At 57.3% G+C, this 18,586-nt stretch carries 16 protein-coding genes; 7 read left to right on the forward strand and 9 right to left on the reverse strand.

Translation table 11 applies throughout. From position 1 onward, the window contains the following. Window positions 1–54 precede the first annotated feature (54 nt). A complete protein-coding gene (moaA, locus tag BN874_RS15310) occupies window positions 55–1,089 on the forward strand; it encodes a GTP 3',8-cyclase MoaA (RefSeq protein ID WP_051497927.1) in 1,035 nt (344 codons plus the stop codon). A 6-nt stretch (window positions 1,090–1,095) separates the two neighbouring features. Here the strand turns inward: moaA and BN874_RS15315 are convergent, their stop codons facing one another. The 9 genes from BN874_RS15315 to BN874_RS15355 form a co-directional block, all read right to left on the reverse strand. Further along, window positions 1,096–4,497, reverse strand: coding sequence for a type I restriction endonuclease subunit R (locus tag BN874_RS15315; RefSeq protein WP_034435072.1), 3,402 nt, complete (start codon window positions 4,495–4,497; stop codon window positions 1,096–1,098). A 37-nt stretch (window positions 4,498–4,534) separates the two neighbouring features. After that, window positions 4,535–5,686: a restriction endonuclease subunit S gene (locus BN874_RS23800; RefSeq protein WP_034435152.1), complete on the reverse strand. Its 1,152-nt coding sequence runs from the start codon at window positions 5,684–5,686 to the stop codon at window positions 4,535–4,537. After that, on the reverse strand, window positions 5,683–6,093 hold the full coding sequence (locus tag BN874_RS15325) for an endonuclease domain-containing protein (protein WP_051497907.1): 411 nt from the start codon (window positions 6,091–6,093) through the stop codon (window positions 5,683–5,685). Before BN874_RS15325 ends, BN874_RS23800 begins: the two co-directional genes overlap by 4 nt. A 97-nt stretch (window positions 6,094–6,190) precedes the next feature. After that, a complete protein-coding gene (locus tag BN874_RS15330; protein WP_051497908.1) occupies window positions 6,191–6,553 on the reverse strand; it encodes a type II toxin-antitoxin system VapC family toxin in 363 nt (120 codons plus the stop codon). Further along, window positions 6,550–6,801 carry a hypothetical protein gene (locus tag BN874_RS15335; RefSeq protein ID WP_034435074.1) on the reverse strand — a complete coding sequence of 84 codons (252 nt, stop codon included), beginning with the start codon at window positions 6,799–6,801 and terminating at the stop codon, window positions 6,550–6,552. The genes BN874_RS15330 and BN874_RS15335 overlap by 4 nt, the downstream gene beginning before the upstream one ends. A 9-nt stretch (window positions 6,802–6,810) precedes the next feature. Next, on the reverse strand, window positions 6,811–8,964 hold the full coding sequence (locus BN874_RS15340) for a type I restriction-modification system subunit M (protein ID WP_034435075.1): 2,154 nt from the start codon (window positions 8,962–8,964) through the stop codon (window positions 6,811–6,813). A gap of 143 nt (window positions 8,965–9,107) precedes the next feature. Continuing rightward, window positions 9,108–9,668, reverse strand: a complete 561-nt coding sequence (locus BN874_RS15345) for a chromate transporter (RefSeq protein WP_034435077.1) — start codon at window positions 9,666–9,668, stop codon at window positions 9,108–9,110. A gap of 167 nt (window positions 9,669–9,835) precedes the next feature. After that, entirely contained in the window at window positions 9,836–10,243 is a 408-nt protein-coding gene (locus BN874_RS15350) for a chromate transporter (RefSeq protein WP_081756429.1), read from the reverse strand. Further along, complete coding sequence (locus tag BN874_RS15355; RefSeq protein ID WP_051497910.1) at window positions 10,240–11,157, reverse strand: hypothetical protein; 918 nt, start codon at window positions 11,155–11,157, stop codon at window positions 10,240–10,242. Before BN874_RS15355 ends, BN874_RS15350 begins: the two co-directional genes overlap by 4 nt. Window positions 11,158–11,637: 480 nt before the next feature. Here BN874_RS15355 and BN874_RS15360 point away from each other — a divergent pair, with 480 nt between their 5' ends. From BN874_RS15360 to nirD, 6 genes are all read left to right on the forward strand, one after another. Beyond that, window positions 11,638–12,219: an ANTAR domain-containing response regulator gene (locus BN874_RS15360; protein WP_034435078.1), complete on the forward strand. Its 582-nt coding sequence runs from the start codon at window positions 11,638–11,640 to the stop codon at window positions 12,217–12,219. Between the two features lie 292 nt (window positions 12,220–12,511). Next, window positions 12,512–13,936, forward strand: a complete 1,425-nt coding sequence (locus BN874_RS15365; protein ID WP_081756444.1) for a CmpA/NrtA family ABC transporter substrate-binding protein — start codon at window positions 12,512–12,514, stop codon at window positions 13,934–13,936. Between the two features lie 18 nt (window positions 13,937–13,954). Continuing rightward, a complete protein-coding gene (gene ntrB / locus BN874_RS15370; RefSeq protein WP_081756443.1) occupies window positions 13,955–14,893 on the forward strand; it encodes a nitrate ABC transporter permease in 939 nt (312 codons plus the stop codon). Window positions 14,894–14,907: 14 nt separating this feature from the next. After that, the gene (locus tag BN874_RS15375; protein ID WP_034435080.1) at window positions 14,908–15,699 is read left to right on the forward strand and encodes an ABC transporter ATP-binding protein; all 792 of its coding nucleotides are present in this window, start codon (window positions 14,908–14,910) and stop codon (window positions 15,697–15,699) included. 74 nt (window positions 15,700–15,773) lie between these two features. Then, window positions 15,774–18,215 (forward strand): nitrite reductase large subunit NirB, encoded by a 2,442-nt coding sequence (nirB, locus tag BN874_RS15380; protein ID WP_034435081.1) that lies wholly within the window; start codon window positions 15,774–15,776, stop codon window positions 18,213–18,215. A gap of 18 nt (window positions 18,216–18,233) precedes the next feature. Further along, window positions 18,234–18,584: a nitrite reductase small subunit NirD gene (nirD, locus tag BN874_RS15385; RefSeq protein WP_034435082.1), complete on the forward strand. Its 351-nt coding sequence runs from the start codon at window positions 18,234–18,236 to the stop codon at window positions 18,582–18,584. The last annotated feature ends 2 nt before the right edge of the window (window positions 18,585–18,586 follow it).

An 18,586-nucleotide genomic window follows, 5' to 3' on the forward strand; every position in this document is an offset into this window, starting at 1 on the left:
ACCAAGGTCAACAGCTCTGAGGTCTCCTGCGTGCCTATCCCGTCTGGTTCAAACATCCTCGCCCCTGATCCCTCTCCAAAAGGGTGGGGGGAAAACGCTCCGCTGGTGGACCGGTTCGGTCGCTCGGTGAACTACGTGCGGTTTTCCGTGACTGACCGCTGTGATTTCCGCTGTGTCTACTGCATGAGCGAGCGGATGACGTTTCTGCCACGGGCTAAGGTGTTGACGCTGGAGGAGCTGGCGACGCTGGGTCGAGCCTTTGTGGAACTGGGGGTCCGCAAGATTCGCATCACCGGCGGCGAGCCGCTGGTGCGGCAGAACGTGCTATGGCTGCTCCAGCAACTGGGCCGATTGCGCGATCACGGCTTGGCGGAGCTGGTGCTGACGACCAACGGTTCGCAGTTGGAACGGATGGCGGCGGAGTTGAAAGCGGCTGGAGTGGCGCGGATCAATATCAGCCTGGACAGCCTTGATCCGGAACGCTTCCGCCGGATTACTCGCGTTGGCGAACTGGATACGGTGTTGCGCGGCATCCGTTCGGCTCAGGCCGCCGGTTTTCAGCGCCTCAAGCTGAATGCGGTGATCCTGAAAGGCCGCAATCATGATGAAGTGGCGGCGCTGGCGCGCTTCGCCATCGAGAATGGGCTGGATATCAGCTACATTGAGGAAATGCCGCTGGGCGCGATGGGCGATCATGACCGCGCTGAACTTTATTATTCCAGCGATGCGATTCGCGCCGATCTGGCGCGGGTTTTCACCCTCACGCCGACCACTGAAAGTAGCGGCGGACCTTCCCGCTATTACCGAGTTTCGGGAACCGACAGCCGCATCGGTTTTATCTCGCCGCACAGCCACAACTTCTGCGGCGATTGCAACCGTGTGCGGGTTTCCGCTGAAGGTCGGTTGCTGTTGTGTCTGGGGCAGGAACATTCGGTGGACTTGCGCCACGTCCTGCGCGCTCATCCCGGCGACCACGAACGGCTGAAACAGGCGATTGTCACTTCGATGGATATCAAGCCGCGCGGCCACAATTTTCAACTCGGCGGCCAGCCGGTGATTCTGCGTTATATGAGCCATACCGGCGGCTGAAACCGATCACGACGGGCGCATGATGCTCTCGCCAAACTGGCCGCTTGCGCTCTGCTGCCAGATAAAGCTGTAGACTTTCTTTGCCGCTTCTTCCTTGTCAGCAACCGAAAATGTTGGGCTGGGTAGCCATGAATAGAGATGATCCAGGATGAACACTTCTACCTCGGCTTGGGTCTGCGCCTTCTGTGTCCACTGATCGAGCGGGGCGAGGAGATTTTGTAGTGCGTGAAGCAACTCTTGACTGGCCTTCTTAATCTGATCTTTTTCGATTGTGTTCAGTTTTTCTTTTTTAAGTAAATCGAACAGCGCCAGTTCTTCTTCGCTCAAGCCTTCTTCTACCGCCCGGCGTTGTTCAGCGTCCAGGCTATTGGCGAGATCGACCAGCTTGGCGAAGGTTTCTTCAAGAGTGACGCGATCCTTTTCCCGATTGTAGTCAGCGATAATTTCCTGATAGCGCTTGTTGTAATCCATGCGCTCTGGGTTATGCGCCAGCATCGTAGCGAGCTTTTGCTCAACAATGTCACGGATGCTTTGTAGTGCGGTGGCTTTCCGCTTCACTTTTTTGGCGAATTCATCCCGCAACTTTTCCAGGTCAATTTGGCTCAAGTCGTAGAATTTAGGTTCGTCAGAAACCTGCTCATAGGTTTGGGTGCGGATGGCTTCGTTGACGATGCGATGCAATGCTTTGAGTAATTCTGATACGTCGGCGGTGTCGCGCCGCTCGGTTAGTTTCTTGTAGAGGGCTTCAAGATTGTCATGCCGCTCAGCGTAAACGACAGTAGCGGGTTCACTTACCAGCGCCTTGAAACGACTGAACACCTGCCGGACCAGAATCTTGAAGCGGCATTGGGCTTCGTCGGAGGTATAGACCGCCTCTTCCGCGTCGGCAAAAGCAGTGGTCCGAATAAAACCTTTCGCGCCGATCAGTCGGGCCGGGTTGAAACCCAAATTCCGCAAGTGGGCTTCGGTTTCCTCGATAGCCTCCAGCAGGGCTTTGACTCGATCTTCCACGGTCCCGATGATTTCCTCGCCTTGGGTGTGATTGTCGCCCAAAGCATATTGGGCTAAAGCTTCGCGCAGGCTTTTAAGCATCCCGTTGTAATCTACGATCAGCCCGAAGTCCTTGTCGGGATAGCACCGATTGGCGCGGGCGATGGCCTGCATCAGGGTATGCGCCTTCATCGGCTTGTCGAGATAGAGGGTCGAGAGGCATTCCACATCGAAGCCGGTCAGCCACATCGCGCAAACGATGGCGATCCGAAAGGGATGCGCTGGATTCTTGAAGGCGGATTCCACGTCGACCCGCTGGCCGTCCGCTGTCTCAAAGCCACGTTTCATGATCGTGCGGTGAGGGATGATGTCAAAGCCCCACTGCTTGAAGTCAGCGACTTCGTTTTGCGCCTCGCTGATGATGATTTCGATAAGCGTCTCGTCCAGCCATTTCGCTTTGGCCCGTAGCCGGTCGCGCTGGGCGTGAAGAAGCTGCCGGGCGTCGGCGTCCCGTTCCATGACGATGGCCGCTTCCTTGGTGGCGATCTCGCTACTCACGGCGGTTTGTTTCTGTCGCCAGTGTGGTTCAATCTGCTGGAACATTCGGGCGCAGGTGATCTTGTCGATGCACACCAGCATGGATTTACCGGATTCCCAGCGGGTGGTGACGTATTCCACAAAATCAGCGGCAACCTTCTCTAACCGGTCATCGGCGGTGATGATTTCGTAATCCTTACCCAGCAATTTCTCCAACAGGGATCCTTGGTCTGGATTCAGGTCGGCTTTTTCAATAGCGTCGGCGATGCGGTCGTTAAGGTCGGTCCGGGTTAGTTTCAGTTTCTCGCCCCGGTTTTCATAGACCAGCTTCACCGTCGCGCCGTCTTCTTCGGAACGCTTGAAGTCATAGCAAGAGACATAATCGCCGAAGATGCGCCGGGTCAGGTGATCGTGTTTGAACAACGGGGTGCCGGTGAAACCCAGGAAGGCGGCGTTGGGCAGCGCTAAGCGCATGTTGCAGGCTAATTTGCCGGCTTGGGTGCGGTGCGCTTCATCGGAAATCACAATGATGTCGTCGCGGCGGCTGTAAGGCTGATCCGGCTTTACGTCCTGGTTGAATTTGTGGATCAGGCTGAACAGGTAGCGGTGGTTTTGCTGGAGTAGTTGCGCCAATGCTTGACCCGAACTCGCCCGTGGAGTGTTATCGTCAGCGATCCCACAGCCGGCAAAGGTGCGGTAAATCTGGCTATCCAGATCGTCGCGGTCAGTCATCAGCAGGAAAGTGAAGTTACCGTGAATCTGCCGCCGAACCTTTTCAGTAAAGAAGGCCATCGAGTAGGACTTGCCGCTGCCTTGGGTGTGCCAGAACACGCCCAGCTTGCCCAGCTCCGGGTGTGCCGGCTCCGGTAGCCGCACGGTGCGGGGTTCATCGGGCGCGGCCAGCGCCAGTAGCTCGCGGTCAGTGGCCTGTTCCCGATGCAGTTCAATGACGCGATAGCTCAGCCGTTTTTCCGGCGGGTATTCCAATTTCAGTGCTTCTTGGCGGATTACTGCCGCCACGGCATGGTTTACGCCAAGTACCTGGTGATTACGCGCCACCACCTTACGAGTTGCGCCCGGTTTGCTGGCGTCGAACAGGATGAAGTTCTCAACGATGTCCAGCAGTCGCGTCTTGTCCAACATCCCATTGAGCAACACTTCGGCGTCCACGTTGCCCGCGTCGCGTTCGTCGAGGCGCTTCCATTCCGCGAAGTGTTCCCACTGGCTGGTGATAGAGCCGTAGCGGGCGCGATGACCGTTGCTGACGACGAGAAAAGCGTTGTGGTGGAAGGCGTGGGCGATGACATGCTCGTCCAGATAATCTTTGAGGTTGCCCTCGAAGCCGGCGCGGATGTTTTTATAGATCGCTTTGAGTTCGATGAACACCAGCAGCAGGCCGTTGACGAAGCAGACTAAATCGGCGCGGCGGTTGTAGCCGGGGGCGCGCAGGCCCGTGAGCTTAAGTTCCCGCACCGCTAGAAAGCGGTTGTTGGCGGGATTGCGAAAGTCGATGACTTGGGCTTGGGCGTGGCGCAATTCGCCTTTGGCGTCGCGGTAGCTGACGGGTACGCCGTCACGGATCAGCCGGTAAAACGTCTGGTTGTGCTGAAGCAGGGAACGGGAGAAGTCGTAAGCAGTGAGCTGGCTCACCGCGTCATCAATCGCTTTGGGCGGTAAGAGGCGGTTGAGTTTGACCAGTGCGGCGCGTAAATCACGCTTCAACACCGTATCGCGAGTATCGGCGCGGCCTAGTGTGCCGTCCGGCCCGAATGTTTCCTGATTCCAGGCATAAACGCTGTCCCAACCCAAGACTTTTTCCAGATGTTCGGCGAAGGTAGCCTGTACCAGCCGGTCTTCGCTATTGATGTCGGTGTAGGCCATGGCTGAGGTTGCTAAGGTTTAGGCTTGGGTTACACGTTCACACCGCAATCTCGCCGCTCATCAGGCGCGGCAGTAGCAAATCGCGGGCGGCGCGGAGTTTTTGGTTTATCTCTTCGAGTTTGTTTAGTTGCTCGTGGATCAGTGCGACTGTTTCCAAGAAAGCGTGAAAGATAGTAACTGCTGGAATAATCAATGGGCGGCTATAAGCCAAATTTCGATTGAGACCAGGAACGGCTACATCGGTACTGATGAAGTGCATGTGCTTGAGCGCATAATATAGGTAGAGATTACTTGTTACGGTGTCAATAAAATAAACCGTGTCAATCGGGTAGAAATTCTTAGCACACCAATATACGCTACCGACATTACCCTTGCGGCCTAAGATGATTCCCGGCCCTTCCACAAGCGATTTATTGTGTGTACCGACAACACCACTTGAGCCATAAACAGGGAAAGGCCCATCTATACGATCATCAGCTTTTAGCGCCTTGCCGTAATTAAGTATCACTTGGTTACCGAGTGTTTTCCGCTCCCACCCCTCCGGCACACCATCAATAATTCGCGTATGTTCATAGCCAGGAAAGCGCAGCCGCACGAACCATTCCCGATAGAGCAGCCGCGCCGATCCTTCCAATAACGTCATTCGGCGGCGGTTGTTTTCAATGAGGTCGTCGTAGGCGGAGAGGGTAGAGGCGATTTGGTTTTGAACTTCGATTGATGGATACCGGATTGGTAGCCCGGCTACGATTCCAGCGCTGAGATTGAGCATCGTTGTCCCAACAGCGTGTTGCTCTAACCACTGCACGATATGGTTTTGTTCCATAAAATAATAGAGAAACTCCGGCACAAGCTCTTTGCCGTTTACTTCAATCTTTAAGCAGCCAGTTCCACAGAGCCAACCCTCTTGCTCGATTCTAATAAACGCTCGCTTCGTTACATCACCTCGACGCGGCAACACAAGTGACCGTGACTTGATCTTATGGCGTTCAAGGCGGTTTGCAGTCTCTTCTGAGATTCTGGCTATGGATTCAAAGGAAACTCGCCCGTTTGCAATGTCTTTGGGCATGATGACTGGGACGCCATCAGATTGATAATCAGATTGATGGAGTTGTGATCCAAACGGTCCAGTCTGAATTAGCCCACCATCGCGTGTGGTGAGTTCTCCGAGTGAGGAGTTGCGCCAAGTCATACTCCCAACTCCTCAATTCCGCAACCGCTCCCTCCCCCCTTGCGGGGGAGGGCTGGGGTGGGGGGCGTTCTCTCCAACACCTCCAAAATCTGCATTAACACTCCCTCAGTTTGATTCAGCACTTCGTTATTCCAGAATCGCAGCACCTGAAATTCCTGTTCCGCCAGCCACTGATCCCGTCGGGCATCATAAACCTGTTGTTCCTGATGCTGACTGCCGTCAATTTCAATGATCAAGCGGCGCTCCAGACAAATAAAATCAACGATGTAAGAACCCATAGGCATTTGGCGACGGAAACGATAACCGGCGATTTGCCGTTGGCGCAGATGCTTCCAGAGATGCCGTTCAGCATTAGTCATGTTGGAGCGAAGTTCTCTTGCGCGCTCGGTTAGATGTGATTGGGTCATGCGGTTATTACCCCCCACCCCAGCCCTCCCCCGCAAGGGGGGAGGGTGACTTATTATTTAAGCGATGCTACTTATTTGGAAAAGAGCATCTCTTTACTTATTGTTTCAGCGCCAACTTCCGGCAATTCAAACCAGTGACCCCGTGCAAATGTTCGTCATTGCTCAATAACACCGCGCCGTATGTAATAGCGGTAGCAGCAATGATTGCGTCGGGGAGCTTGAGCCGATGGTCGCGACGTAGCCGGATCGCTTCTTCCTTGATGTCATGGCTCAGACCAATGATTTGAATGCTATCCAGAAAACGCAGCAACCTAGTTTCCTGATCAGTGACTAAGCCGGGGAATCCTCGTAACTCGATTTCTGAGATCATTGAAATCGCTATGCGGCCATGGGGCAGTGTTTCATCCAGCAATCCCTTTTGCAGATAGATGACCGCGTTGGTATCTAATATAAAGTTCAACGGTCCCACTCCCGATCCCATTCACTGCGCTGTTGGCGTTGCCATTCTACGGGATCATCCATCGGCCAGTTAATGGTTCCGGCAAACTGCATCAGCCGTTCTGAATCGTCTTTACTCTTCTCTGCTGCATCTACTGGCTCTGGCGCTAGGACGATAACCCTGGCCTTACGCCCAAAAAACTGACGGAATGCCTCCGGCAACTTGCCATCAGCGGGAATAACCATTTCCAATTCTATGGCCTGTAACATCACGTTCTCCTAAATCAGTTCCTCAAAATTCTGGGCAATTTTCGCCGCCAGTTCCACCGCTTCCCGATTTAGATCCATCAACTCCACATGAATGTCGCGGAAGGTCTGCTCGAAATCGAAGTCCTCATCCACTTCTGGCGGGGCAACGCCCACGTAGCGGCCCGGGGTCAAACTCCAATCAGCGGCTTCGATGTCAGCGCGGGTCACTACCTTGCATAAGCCCGGCACCGCTTGCATCTCAGCGTTGGGGAAACGGTCTTGCAGCCAGACGATTTGCCGGTGGAAATAGGCAACGGCCTTGAGTTGCTCCACCGCCTGTTTGCGCGCTTCCTCCAGTTGCTTGAGGCGTTTGGTGGCGAGGCGGCGATCATGAAATTCGGCGGCTTCTTCAAGCGCGGCCAATTCCTGCGCCAGTGGCCCACAGCGGGCGGCCAGCTTGTAAAGCAGGTCTACCTGTTTGACCAATCCCTTAATCCGAGTAGCCAGCGGCTCAAAGGCATGGCGGGCGGTGTGTTGGGCGGTGTTGGTGTCAAGTGGAACAGTGGCGTATCGATCACGAAATGCCGCCAGTTCTTTAAGCAATACAGCCCGGTCCGCGTCATAGGCGTACCGGGCTTCGGCCAGTTCCGCCAGTCCATCGGTCAGCGGCTGTTGCTGTTCTGGCGTGAGGGTCGTCAACGCCTTCACCCGCTCCATGAACTCGGCAAGCTGATCTTGTAGCGCCTTAAAGGTGGTCTCAAAGCGTTCCAGTTCACCGGGAACGGCAGCGGCTTCTTGGCAGACGGTGGCGAAATAGTCCCGCACCAAGGCCAAAAATCGCAGCGGCTGACCGCGATACAGCCAGACGATAGCGGTGAGATTGGCGAGTTGCTCCGGGCTAAAGTCGTAAATCTTACGGGTGACTTTGCGGTAAACCGTGCGGGCGTCGAGCATCAACACCGTATCGCGCCGCTCTGCCGGCTTCCCTTTGTCGAAATGCCACAATTCGCACGGCACGGTGCGGGTGTAGAAGAAGTTGGAGCGGATAGCGATCATCACGTCCACATCGCCGGTTTGTATGATCTTGCGGCGTACCTCCGCCTCGCCATGTCCGGCGCTGGACGCCTGCGATGACATCACGAAACCAGCCCGGCCTTTCGGCCCCAGATAACTCCAGAAGTAGGAAATCCACAGGTAGTTACCGTTGGAGACCGTCTCCTTGTTCTTGCTGGCGTCCCCTTCTTTTTTCTTGCCCGCGCCTTTGGTGGTGCCTGGCAATCCAAACGGCAGTCGGCGGTCGCCCTTCACCTTCTCGACATCCACCATATCCACATTAAACGGCGGATTCGCCATGACAAAATCACACCGACCGAACAGGCTGTGCTCATCCTGGTAGAAGGTGTTGGCCTCGCGGATATCGCCTTCCAGTCCATGCACGGCCAGATTCATCCGGGTTAAGCGAATCGTGGTCGCGGTCTTTTCCTGCCCGTAGAACGTGACTTTATGGCTGGTATCCTGACCCTGACGCTCAATAAAGTGACTGGATTGCACGAACATCCCCCCGGAACCGCAGGCCGGGTCGAAGACAATGCCATGGTCGGGTTCAATGACATTGACGAGGGTTTGCACCAGTGCGGGTGGAGTGAAGAATTCGCCATTGTCTTGCGCGCCCTGGATCGCGAACTTCATCAGGAAGTATTCGTAGATGCGGCCAAAGACATCGCCGCTGGCGTTACGCAGCACTTCACGGTCGAAAGTGCGCAACAGGTTTTCGAGTAAATCGCTCTCGAACTTGTCGTAATCCCTCGGTAACTGACCCCGCAGCGGCTCGAACTCCTCTTCAATGGCGTTCATCGCCTCGATCAGCGCCTCCGCCAGCTTGCCGTCCTTGGGCCGCTTGAGCAGCGTGTCATAGCGGGCCGGTTCGGGGAGCATCAGCGAGCGCCGTTTCTTGAAATCAATACTCTGCAAGGGCCGCTGGGGCATTTTGCCCGCCGCCTGATCGGCTTCGATCTGTTTCAACGCCGCCTGATAGCGGTTGCTGGCATGGCGCAGAAAAATTACCCCCAGCACCGGCATACAGTATTCGCTGGAGGTCAGCTTGGAATTGGCGCGAAGCTGATCGGCGGCTTCCCACAGCGAGGATTCCAGTTGTTCGATGTGGTGGAGGGCGTTGTGGGTCATTTGTGGGGTCAATTCGATTCAAAAAGATCGGCGCGCTAAACGGGGAGGTCCGGGAAGTAGCGGAACAGGGAATCTACAGAGGGCCAGTGATGGCCTTCTCGAAACCCATGAACGGTCAACGGTCGATCCTCCGTCGATCTTCCTTATTGTCCCCCACCGAATGCGAACAGGCCAATGATTGCGCCGCCCAGAATCAGGAAGGCTGGATTAATCCGATGGGTCAATAACAGGGTCGCGAAGACGGTGACCGCGATGGCTGCGGCAGTCCAAACAGCGACTATTCCAAGGGCCAGAGTATCGGCAATTACACCCTTGCCCATGGTGATAGAGCCGGCCAGGAACAGACCGATGGCAACCGGCCCAAGACCGCGTTGAATCGCATCCCGCCATGGCCATCCTTCCAGCCGCTTCCAGAGTCGTCCCACTCCGAAGGTTAGAAGAGCGGTCGGTAAAAAGAACGCGGCGAATACCGCCAACGCGCCCAGCGATCCGGCCACCCGCTCGCCGATGGCAATCACCATCATCATGTTGGGTCCGGGCGCCATCTGCCCGATGCTGTAAAGATGAATGAGTTGGGTAGACGTCAGCCAGTGGTGAACATCAACGGTGAGGGTTTTGAGTTCGGGAAACGCAGCCATGCCGCCACCGACGGTCAGCAGCGACAGGTACGCGAACACTCCGATCAACGAGGGAAACTGGTTCATGATTGGGGGGACTCCTTACGTCCAGCGCGGGGGCGATGCCACCCGATTGCGAGCGCTCCCACACCAAACAGCACGTAAAGAACGGACAGGTGAAACACGTTGATGCCGATTACAGCGAGCGCTACAAAAAACAGGTCGCCCAAGCGTTCCAGCGTCTTCTGAGCCAATTACACCCCGGTGGCGAAGATCAATCCGACCGCCGCCGCCGCCGCTCCGTGCAACATGGCTGTGGCGGCAGGCTGATGGCCGTGATGACCATAGGCCACTCCCACCGCGAACATGATCAGCGCGCCCGGTAAGCAGATGCCTGCCATCGCGACAATGGCGCCCGGCACGCCGCGTAGGTGGTCTCCCACCAGGATCGCCATGTTGGTCGCATTCAGACCTGGCAGCGATTGGCTGATCGCGAGAAAGCTGACGAAGGCGGAGTCGGTCAGCCAGCGGCGCTTGGCGACGAGACTCGTCCGCAGATAGGCGACGACGCTCCCGCCGAAGCTGGTCGCTCCAATCAGCAGGAAAACCCCGAAGATCTGGCCGATTGTTACGTCCATGGAGTCTTTCTGATCGCTCTTCATTCTTGAGCCTGGTCCGGCGCATGCAACTGGGTTTGATAAACAATGCCGGTCTTGGTCGTTCCCAGAGAAACCCAATCGCTCCCGATTTGCTGGAGCGTGGTGAAAAACTGCTTGCCGCGTTCCATGGCTTTGGTATGGAGTTCGTCGTTGCGCTGGAACTTGCATTGAAATGAAAATTCTCCCGCGAGCGGCTTATGGGTGCCCCGTTCGCGCCATAGCGCCGCATTGGCCTTGGCCTTGACTCCCTTGCCGAAATCCAGCACTCCCAAATCCTGCAATACCTCTTCGACAATCGTCTGATTTACCAACTGGACTTTTTCGGTATCGTCGGTGGCCAGCGCCTGCAAACACGGAAAAACCCGCGCAATGTTCGCCATGGCGGCGTGATGCTCCTCTGGAGCCTGACTTAAACCAAATTGCACGTTGTGCGAGAACAGCAACCGGTGCCCGCCGATTTGATCCTTCAACGGCAGAGCCTCGGCCTTGAATTTGATTCGATACGAGCCGGCAATGTTGGGCCGCACATCCAATTCGGCGGTTTTTTGCATGTCGGGATGGCGAAACTTGAAGACGATCTCCGGGTCGCCCACCGGGAAGTTGTCTTCGTAGATAATCCGCCGCCGCAAGATGAACTGATGGCGGTAGAGCCTGAAATCCGCCGTGTCGAGAAAAACGACCTCCCGGATTTTGGGCTTTGTATTCACCACGCCCTCGGCGGAAAACCCCACTTTGAAGGCGTCAGCCGCACGCTGCACCAGTACGCCGTAGTCCCGAAAACTCTTTACGGAGGTGAATCGTTCGGGTTTCAGAATCACTTTGCATTCGAGATAGTGAACCGTATCGAGCGGATGTCCGTCGCTGTAAGTTCCCGGCTGGAGATCAAGAAATCTGGGATATGCATCATTTTTCAACATTTTGTTTCTCCATTTTCGCTATTGTGTTCCTCCGCTCGAAATCCAGTGTAAGTTCCCGGCTGGAGATCAAGAAATCTGGGATGTGCATCATTTTTCAACATTTTGTTTCTCCATTTTCGCTATTGTGTTCCTCCGCTCGAAATCCAGTGCTTGTTGGGTACTCGTCTGATTAGAACTCCGCCGCGATTCGAGCCAAGGTATGGTTACAATTGTCCCCGCAGTTATCGCCACTCGGCAACTTTTTATAATCATAAAAGAAGTTCTTCGATCTTTTGTCCAGCAACTCCAGGACTTTTGCTCATGAACTTTAGTGTCGTCATACCCGTGAAAACGGGTATCCAGTTTTTTCAACGGGTTGATGGATTACCGCTGGCGCGGGAATGACGGCAAGCGAACGTCCTGAACTCCTTAGTGCTTTCCGATTGGCATGGATAGTGCCCAATTGCTTTGAGATTAAGCATACCAAGCGGGTCGCTGTCGATGAAAAAAGTTGAAGTTATGCTGATTGACGCCCATCCAGGGCGATCAGCGATTCTGGAGCAGGCGCTGAGCGATGCCGGTTATCACATTACCGTTCGCACCGCCCGCACCGATCAGTTGTTGCAGCAGGTGCGGGAAACCCAGCCCGACGTGATTCTGATTGATATTGAGCTGCCCGACCGTGACACCCTGGAACAGTTGCGCGATGTTGGGCAAAACCAGCCCCGGCCGATTGTGATGTTCGCTGAACGCAGCGATCCTGAGACTACTGCCGCCGCCTTGCGGGCCGGGGTCAGCGCTTATGTGGTGGACGATCTCAACCCGCGCCGCCTCCAGCCCATCATGGAGGTCGCCATCGCCCGGTTCCGCGAGTATCAGGCGTTGCGCCGGGAACTGGAGGAAACCCGCAACCGCCTGGCCGAGCGCAAGGTGATTGAAAAAGCGAAGGGTCTGCTGATGGCGCAGCGAAATTTGAGCGAGGAGGAAGCTTATCAGGCGTTGCGCAAGCTGGCGATGGATCGCAATCAGCGGATCGGCGAGGTAGCGCGCACCGTGACCTCACTGCTGGAAATGCTGGGTTGAAGAGCCGCTGCTTACTTTGGTGCAAGAGCATGGCGCGCTGCGCCACGATAGCGCAAATCGGGCGTCAAACCGGAGGAAAAACCCATGAGCACTGCCCGTTAATTCAATGTCGATCAATCACTCAATAAAGATGGCGCGTTTCATGCTTCTGTTTTGCTAACAACCTTTCCCAGCGACGGGACGGGTTACGCGGCCAACGACGGTCGCGCATCGGACAAAGGCGTCCAGCTTTCGCGGAATACGCGGAGCTGCGACGCCTTTTTTTATGGGTCATCTGGCGGGGATTTACGATATGAACAAAGCGAACGTGACGACCGTAGCACAAGCGCCCGACCTGTCCCGGCGCCGCTTTCTCCAGGGCGGCGGACTGGCGCTCGGTGGCGCTACCCTGCTGGGCGGAACTGCACCCTGGCTGCGGACCAGCGCCTGGGCGGGCGAGGGCGGTGGTTTGGAGAAATCCAAATTGACCTTGGGTTTTATTCCGCTCACCGATTGCGCGCCGTTGGTGGTGGCGGCGGAGAAAGGATATTTCAAGAAATACGGCCTGGAGGCGGCGCTTTCCAAGGAGGCGTCCTGGGCCAATATCCGCGACAAGGTGTCTATCGGCGAACTGGACGGCGCGCACATGCTGGCGGGGATGCCCATCGCCGCCAGCCTCGGCGTGGGCGCGTTGCCCAAGGCCACAATCACCGCGTTCTCGATGGATCTCAACGGCAACGCCACCACCGTTTCCAACGAATTGTACGAGCGGATGGTGAAGGCCGACCCCGAAGCGATGAAGGAGCGCCCGCTCACCGCCCGCGCCCTGAAAAAGGTCATTGACGCCGACAAGGTCGCCGGCAAGGAGCCGATGACCTTTGCCGTGGTGTTCCCGGTCTCTACCCACAACTATCAATTGCGCTATTGGCTGGGGTCGGCGGGCATCAACCCCGATCAGGATTTACGACTGATCGTGATTCCGCCGCCGCAAATGGTCGCCAATCTCAAGGCCGGCAATATCGCCGGTTATTGCGTCGGTGAGCCGTGGAATGAGCGAGCGGTGGAAACCGGGATTGGCCGGGTGCTGATTACCAGTTATGAATTGTGGAACAACAACCCGGAAAAGGTGTTCGGCGTCAATCTGGAATGGCATGAGAAAAATCCGCGCACCCATCAGGCGTTGCTGATGGCCTTGCTGGAAGCGACGCAATGGATGGATCAGCCGGAAAATCGAATGGAAGTGGTTCGGCTGATTGCGCAAAAGTCCTATGTCAACGCGCCGGAAGACGTGGTGAAAATGTCCATGACCGGCACCTTCAAATACGCGCAAAACGAAGAACCGCGCCCGCTGCCGGATTTCAATGTGTTTTACCGTTATGCCGCCAATTTTCCCTGGCGGTCGCACGCCGCCTGGTTCATCACTCAGATGTACCGCTGGGGCCAACTGGAACAGCCCGCCAACATTCTCCAGGCCGCCGCTTCGATCTATCGCCCCGACCTGTACCGGCAGGCCGCCAAAGCCTTGAATCTGCCATATCCGACGATTGAGGTGAAGACCGAGGGCAGTCACGCCGCAGGCTGGACCCTTAACGAAGCGACCACCCCGATAGCAATGGGGCCGGATCGCTTTTTCGATGGCGGGCAGTTTGATCCCAAAAAACTGGGCGAGTACGTCACCGGCTTTGCAGTGAAAAACCTGAAAGTCGCGCCGGATGCGTTGTTGAAGGCCAACGCCTGAATGGGAGAGGAAACCGAGATGAGCAATAAGGTCATTGCCCTGACCATCACGCCGCCGATTGTTGCCGAAACGGCGCCGGTCGTTAAAGTTCGCCCGCCGGTTCGGGAAGCGGCCAACGTCGAGCGGCAACCGCCCGCATCCCCGGCCTACAATTTTCCGCCAGTGTCGAAAGCCAGACTTCGCGCCGCCGCGCTCACTCGCGCCATCGTCTTGCCGACTCTGGTTTTCCTAGTGGTGCTGGCTATCTGGACCTTCGTCAACGCCAAAATCACCAGCGACATTCCCACTCCCGCCGCCACCTGGGCGCGAGCGGTGGAGATTTTCAGCAACCCGTTCTACGTCGCTGGCCCGAATGACATGGGCATCGGCTGGCAGGTGTTGTATTCGCTGGGTCGGGTCATGGCCGGTTTCGCCCTAGCGGTCATCGTGGGGATTCCGGTGGGCTTTCTGATGGGTGCCAGCCGCGCTTTTTATCAAGCCTGCTATCCGCTGGTGCAGATTCTGCGCCCGGTCAGTCCGCTGGCCTGGCTGCCGATTGGCCTGCTGGTGTTTCAGGCCAAAGACCCGTCGGCCATCTTCGTGATCTTCATCACCAGCATCTGGCCGGTGATCGTCAATACCGCCGCCGGGGTGCAGGCGATTCCGCAGGATTATCTCAACGTGGCGCGGGTGTTGCGTCTGGGCAAGCTGGAAGTGACCCGCCGCATCCTGATTCCCGCCACTCTGCCGCATATTCTGACCGGGATGCGGCTGTCGCTGAGCGTGGCCTGGATGGTGATCGTGGCGGCGGAAATGCTCACCGGCGGGGTCGGCATTGGCTTCTACGTCTGGGACGAGTGGAACAATCTCAACGTCGCTTCGATCATCGTGGCGATTGGCCTGATCGGGCTGGTCGGCATCGCGCTGGAAAGCGTGATGAATCTGGCGCAGCGCCATTTTGACTACAACCGCCGTTGATGGAGGAAACCGCCATGAGTTACCTGAACATTTCCAATGTAGACGTGGTGTTTCCCACCGCCAACGGCGCGTACATCGCCCTGCGCGAAGTGCATCTCGAAATCGAAAAAGGCGAATTCATCGCCATCATCGGCCATTCCGGCTGCGGCAAATCCACGGTGTTGAATGTAGTTGCCGGTCTGTTGCAGGCGACCCGTGGCGGAGTGCTGCTGGAAAATCGCGAAGTGAACAGCCCCGGTCCGGATCGGGCGGTGGTGTTCCAGAATCATTCACTGCTGCCGTGGCTAACGGTGTACGAGAACGTGCGGATCGCGGTGGATAAGGTGTTTGGCAAGAGCAAATCCAAGGCCGAACGCCACGACTGGACGCTGCACAATCTTCATTTGGTACACATGGATCACGCTGCCGACAAGCTGCCCGGCGCGATTTCCGGCGGAATGAAGCAACGGGTCGGCATCGCCCGCGCTTTGGCGATGCAGCCAAAAGTATTGCTGATGGATGAGCCGTTTGGCGCACTCGACGCGCTGACCCGCGCTCATTTGCAGGAATCGGTGATGGAAATTCAAACCGCGCTGAATAACACGGTGCTGATGATCACTCACGATGTGGATGAGGCGGTGTTGCTGGCTGATCGCATCGTGATGATGACCAACGGCCCGGCGGCAACAGTCGGCGAGATTCTCAAGGTGGATTTGCCGCGCCCGCGCCATCGGCTCGAACTGGCCGATGACGCCCGCTACAACCATTACCGCGCTGAGGTGCTGCGGTTCCTCTACGAGCGGCAACGGCGACCGGAAGCGGCGTGAACCGCTTCCCTCACCCCCGACCCCTCTCCCAGAGGGCGAGGGGAGTATGAATCTCAAGCGGCAAGGGTTTGAAGATGAGCGCGAAAGAACGTCTGGTTCTGGTGGGTAACGGCATGGCCGGAATGCGTACTCTGGAAGAGTTGCTGACGATTGCGCCGGATCGCTACGACATCACCGTATTCGGCGCGGAGCCTTACGGTAATTACAACCGCATTCTGCTGTCGCCGGTGCTGGCGGGTGAGAAGACGGTCGAGCAGATCATGATCAATGATCTGAACTGGTATGCCGAGCGCGGGATTACCCTGTACGCGGGCCAGGAAGTGACGCGGATCAATCGGGCGCGGCGGCAGGTTCACGCCGCCGACGAGACCATTGCGCCGTATGACCGGCTGTTGCTGGCGACTGGCTCCGATCCCTTCATTATTCCCATTCCCGGTAATAGCTTGCCCGGCGTGATCACCTTCCGCGACATCCGCGATGTGCAGGCGATGCTGGATGCCGCCCAGGCCGGTAAAAAACAGGCCGTAGTCATCGGCGGCGGTCTGCTGGGGCTGGAAGCGGCTAACGGCTTGATGAAGCAGGGGATGGAAGTCACTGTCGTGCATTTGCTCGATGTACTGATGGAACGGCAACTTGATCCCGAAGCGGCGGCTCTGCTACGCGCCAGCCTGGAAGAGCGCGGGATGCGCTTCCTGACCGGTATGCAGACGGTCGCCCTGCTTGGCGAAGAGCGGGTTCGCGGCGTGCGTTTCAAGGATGGGCTGGAAATTCCCGCCGATCTGGTGGTGATGGCGGTTGGCATTCGTCCCAATATCACGCTGGCTAAAGCCTTCGGCATTCACTGCGAACGCGGCATCGTGGTCAACGACACCATGCAGACCTACGACCCGCGCATCTACGCGGTCGGCGAGTGCGTGCAGCATCGCGGCCAGACCTATGGCCTGGTCGCGCCGCTATGGGAACAGGCGCGGGTGTGCGCCAATCATCTCGCCTGCTACGGGATTAGTCGCTATCGCGGCTCGGTGACTTCGACCAAGCTGAAGGTGACGGGCATTGATGTGTTCTCCGCTGGCGATTTTGGCGGCGGGCCGGGCTGCGACGAGATCGTATTGCGCGATCGGGCGCGCAGCGTCTACAAGAAACTGGTGGTCCAGGATAACCGGGTCAAGGGCGCGGTGATGTACGGCGACACCATTGACGGCAACTGGTACTTCCAGTTGTTGCGCGAGGGAACCGACATCGGCGCGTTCCGTGATTCGATTCTGTTCGGGCAGGCGCACTTGGGCGACGCCGGCCATGGCGGCAACAACGTGCTGGCGATGGCCGATGATGCGGAGATTTGCGGCTGCAACGGGGTATGCAAGGGCGCGATTGTCAAGGCGATCACGGCGCAGAAACTGTTCACCCTGGAAGGCGTCCGCGCCCACACCAAGGCGTCGGCGTCCTGCGGTTCCTGCACCGGGCTGGTTGAGCAATTATTGGCCGCGACCGTCGGCGACTATTCCAAGACCGCCCAGGAAAAGCCGTTGTGCGCTTGCACCGACCATAGCCACGATCAGGTGCGCAAAACCATCCGCGAACAGCATTTAACGAGCTTGCGGGCGGTATTCGAGTTCATGGAATGGAAAACGCCCGACGGTTGCCATTCCTGCCGCCCGGCGATCAATTTCTATCTGCTTGCCACCTGGCCGGGCGAGGCGCAAGACGATTCGCAATCCCGCTTCATCAACGAGCGGGTTCACGCCAACATCCAGAAAGACGGCACTTATTCGGTGGTGCCGCGCATCTGGGGCGGGGTGACCAATGCGAAAGAATTGCGGGCTATCGCCGACGTGGCGGACAAGTTTCAGGTTCCCACCGTCAAGATCACCGGCGGCCAGCGCATCGATCTGTTGGGCGTGAAGAAAGAGGATTTGCCCAAGGTCTGGGCCGATCTCAACGCCGCCGGGATGGTCTCCGGCCATGCTTACGGCAAGTCGCTGCGCACGGTGAAAACCTGCGTCGGTTCCGAATGGTGCCGGTTCGGGACCCAGGATTCGACCGGGTTGGGAATCAAACTGGAGCGGATGACCTGGGGATCGTGGACGCCGCATAAGTTCAAGATGGCGGTGTCCGGCTGTCCGCGTAATTGCGCCGAAGCCACGATCAAGGATTTCGGTGTGGTGTGCGTGGATTCCGGCTACGAACTGCATGTCGGCGGCAACGGCGGGATCAAGCTGCGCGGCACTGATTTGCTGTGCAAGGTGGCTACCGAAGCCGAAGCGATGGAGTACGCCGGGGCCTTCATGCAACTTTACCGAGAGGAAGGCCGCTATCTGGAACGCACCGCGCCGTGGCTGGAACGGGTCGGGCTGGCTTACGTTAAGCAGCGCATCGTCGAGGACGGCGAAGGCCGTAACGTGCTGCATCAACGGTTTCTCGCCTCCCAGCAGTACGCTCAGATCGATCCGTGGGCGGAACGCGCCAGCGGTCGGGTGGACGCCCACGAGTTCCAGCCGTTGCGGCAGGTGGGTTAAGGAATGGAGAACATGATCATGTATGACTGGCACGAAATCGGCGAACTTGACAACATTCCCCGGCTCGGCTCGCGGGTGGTGAATACGCCATACGGCGACGTGGCGATCTTCCGCGCCGCCGACGATCAGGTGTTCGCTCTGCGGGACCGCTGTCCGCACAAGGGCGGGCCGTTGTCGCAGGGCATTGTGTACGGCCATCGCGTGACGTGTCCGCTGCATAACTGGGTGCTGGAGCTGGACAGCGGCCAGGCGGTTGCGCCCGATGTGGGCTGCGCGACCTGTTATCCGCTGCGGCTGGAGAATGGGCGGATCTGGCTGGGGCTGAATAACCTCGTCAATTTGTCGGCTGCGCCACAGCAAGCCGCTTGAGC

Origin of the sequence: Candidatus Contendobacter odensis Run_B_J11 (genome assembly GCF_000531125.1) — a bacterium.
GTDB lineage: Bacteria > Pseudomonadota > Gammaproteobacteria > Competibacterales > Competibacteraceae > Contendibacter > Contendibacter odensensis.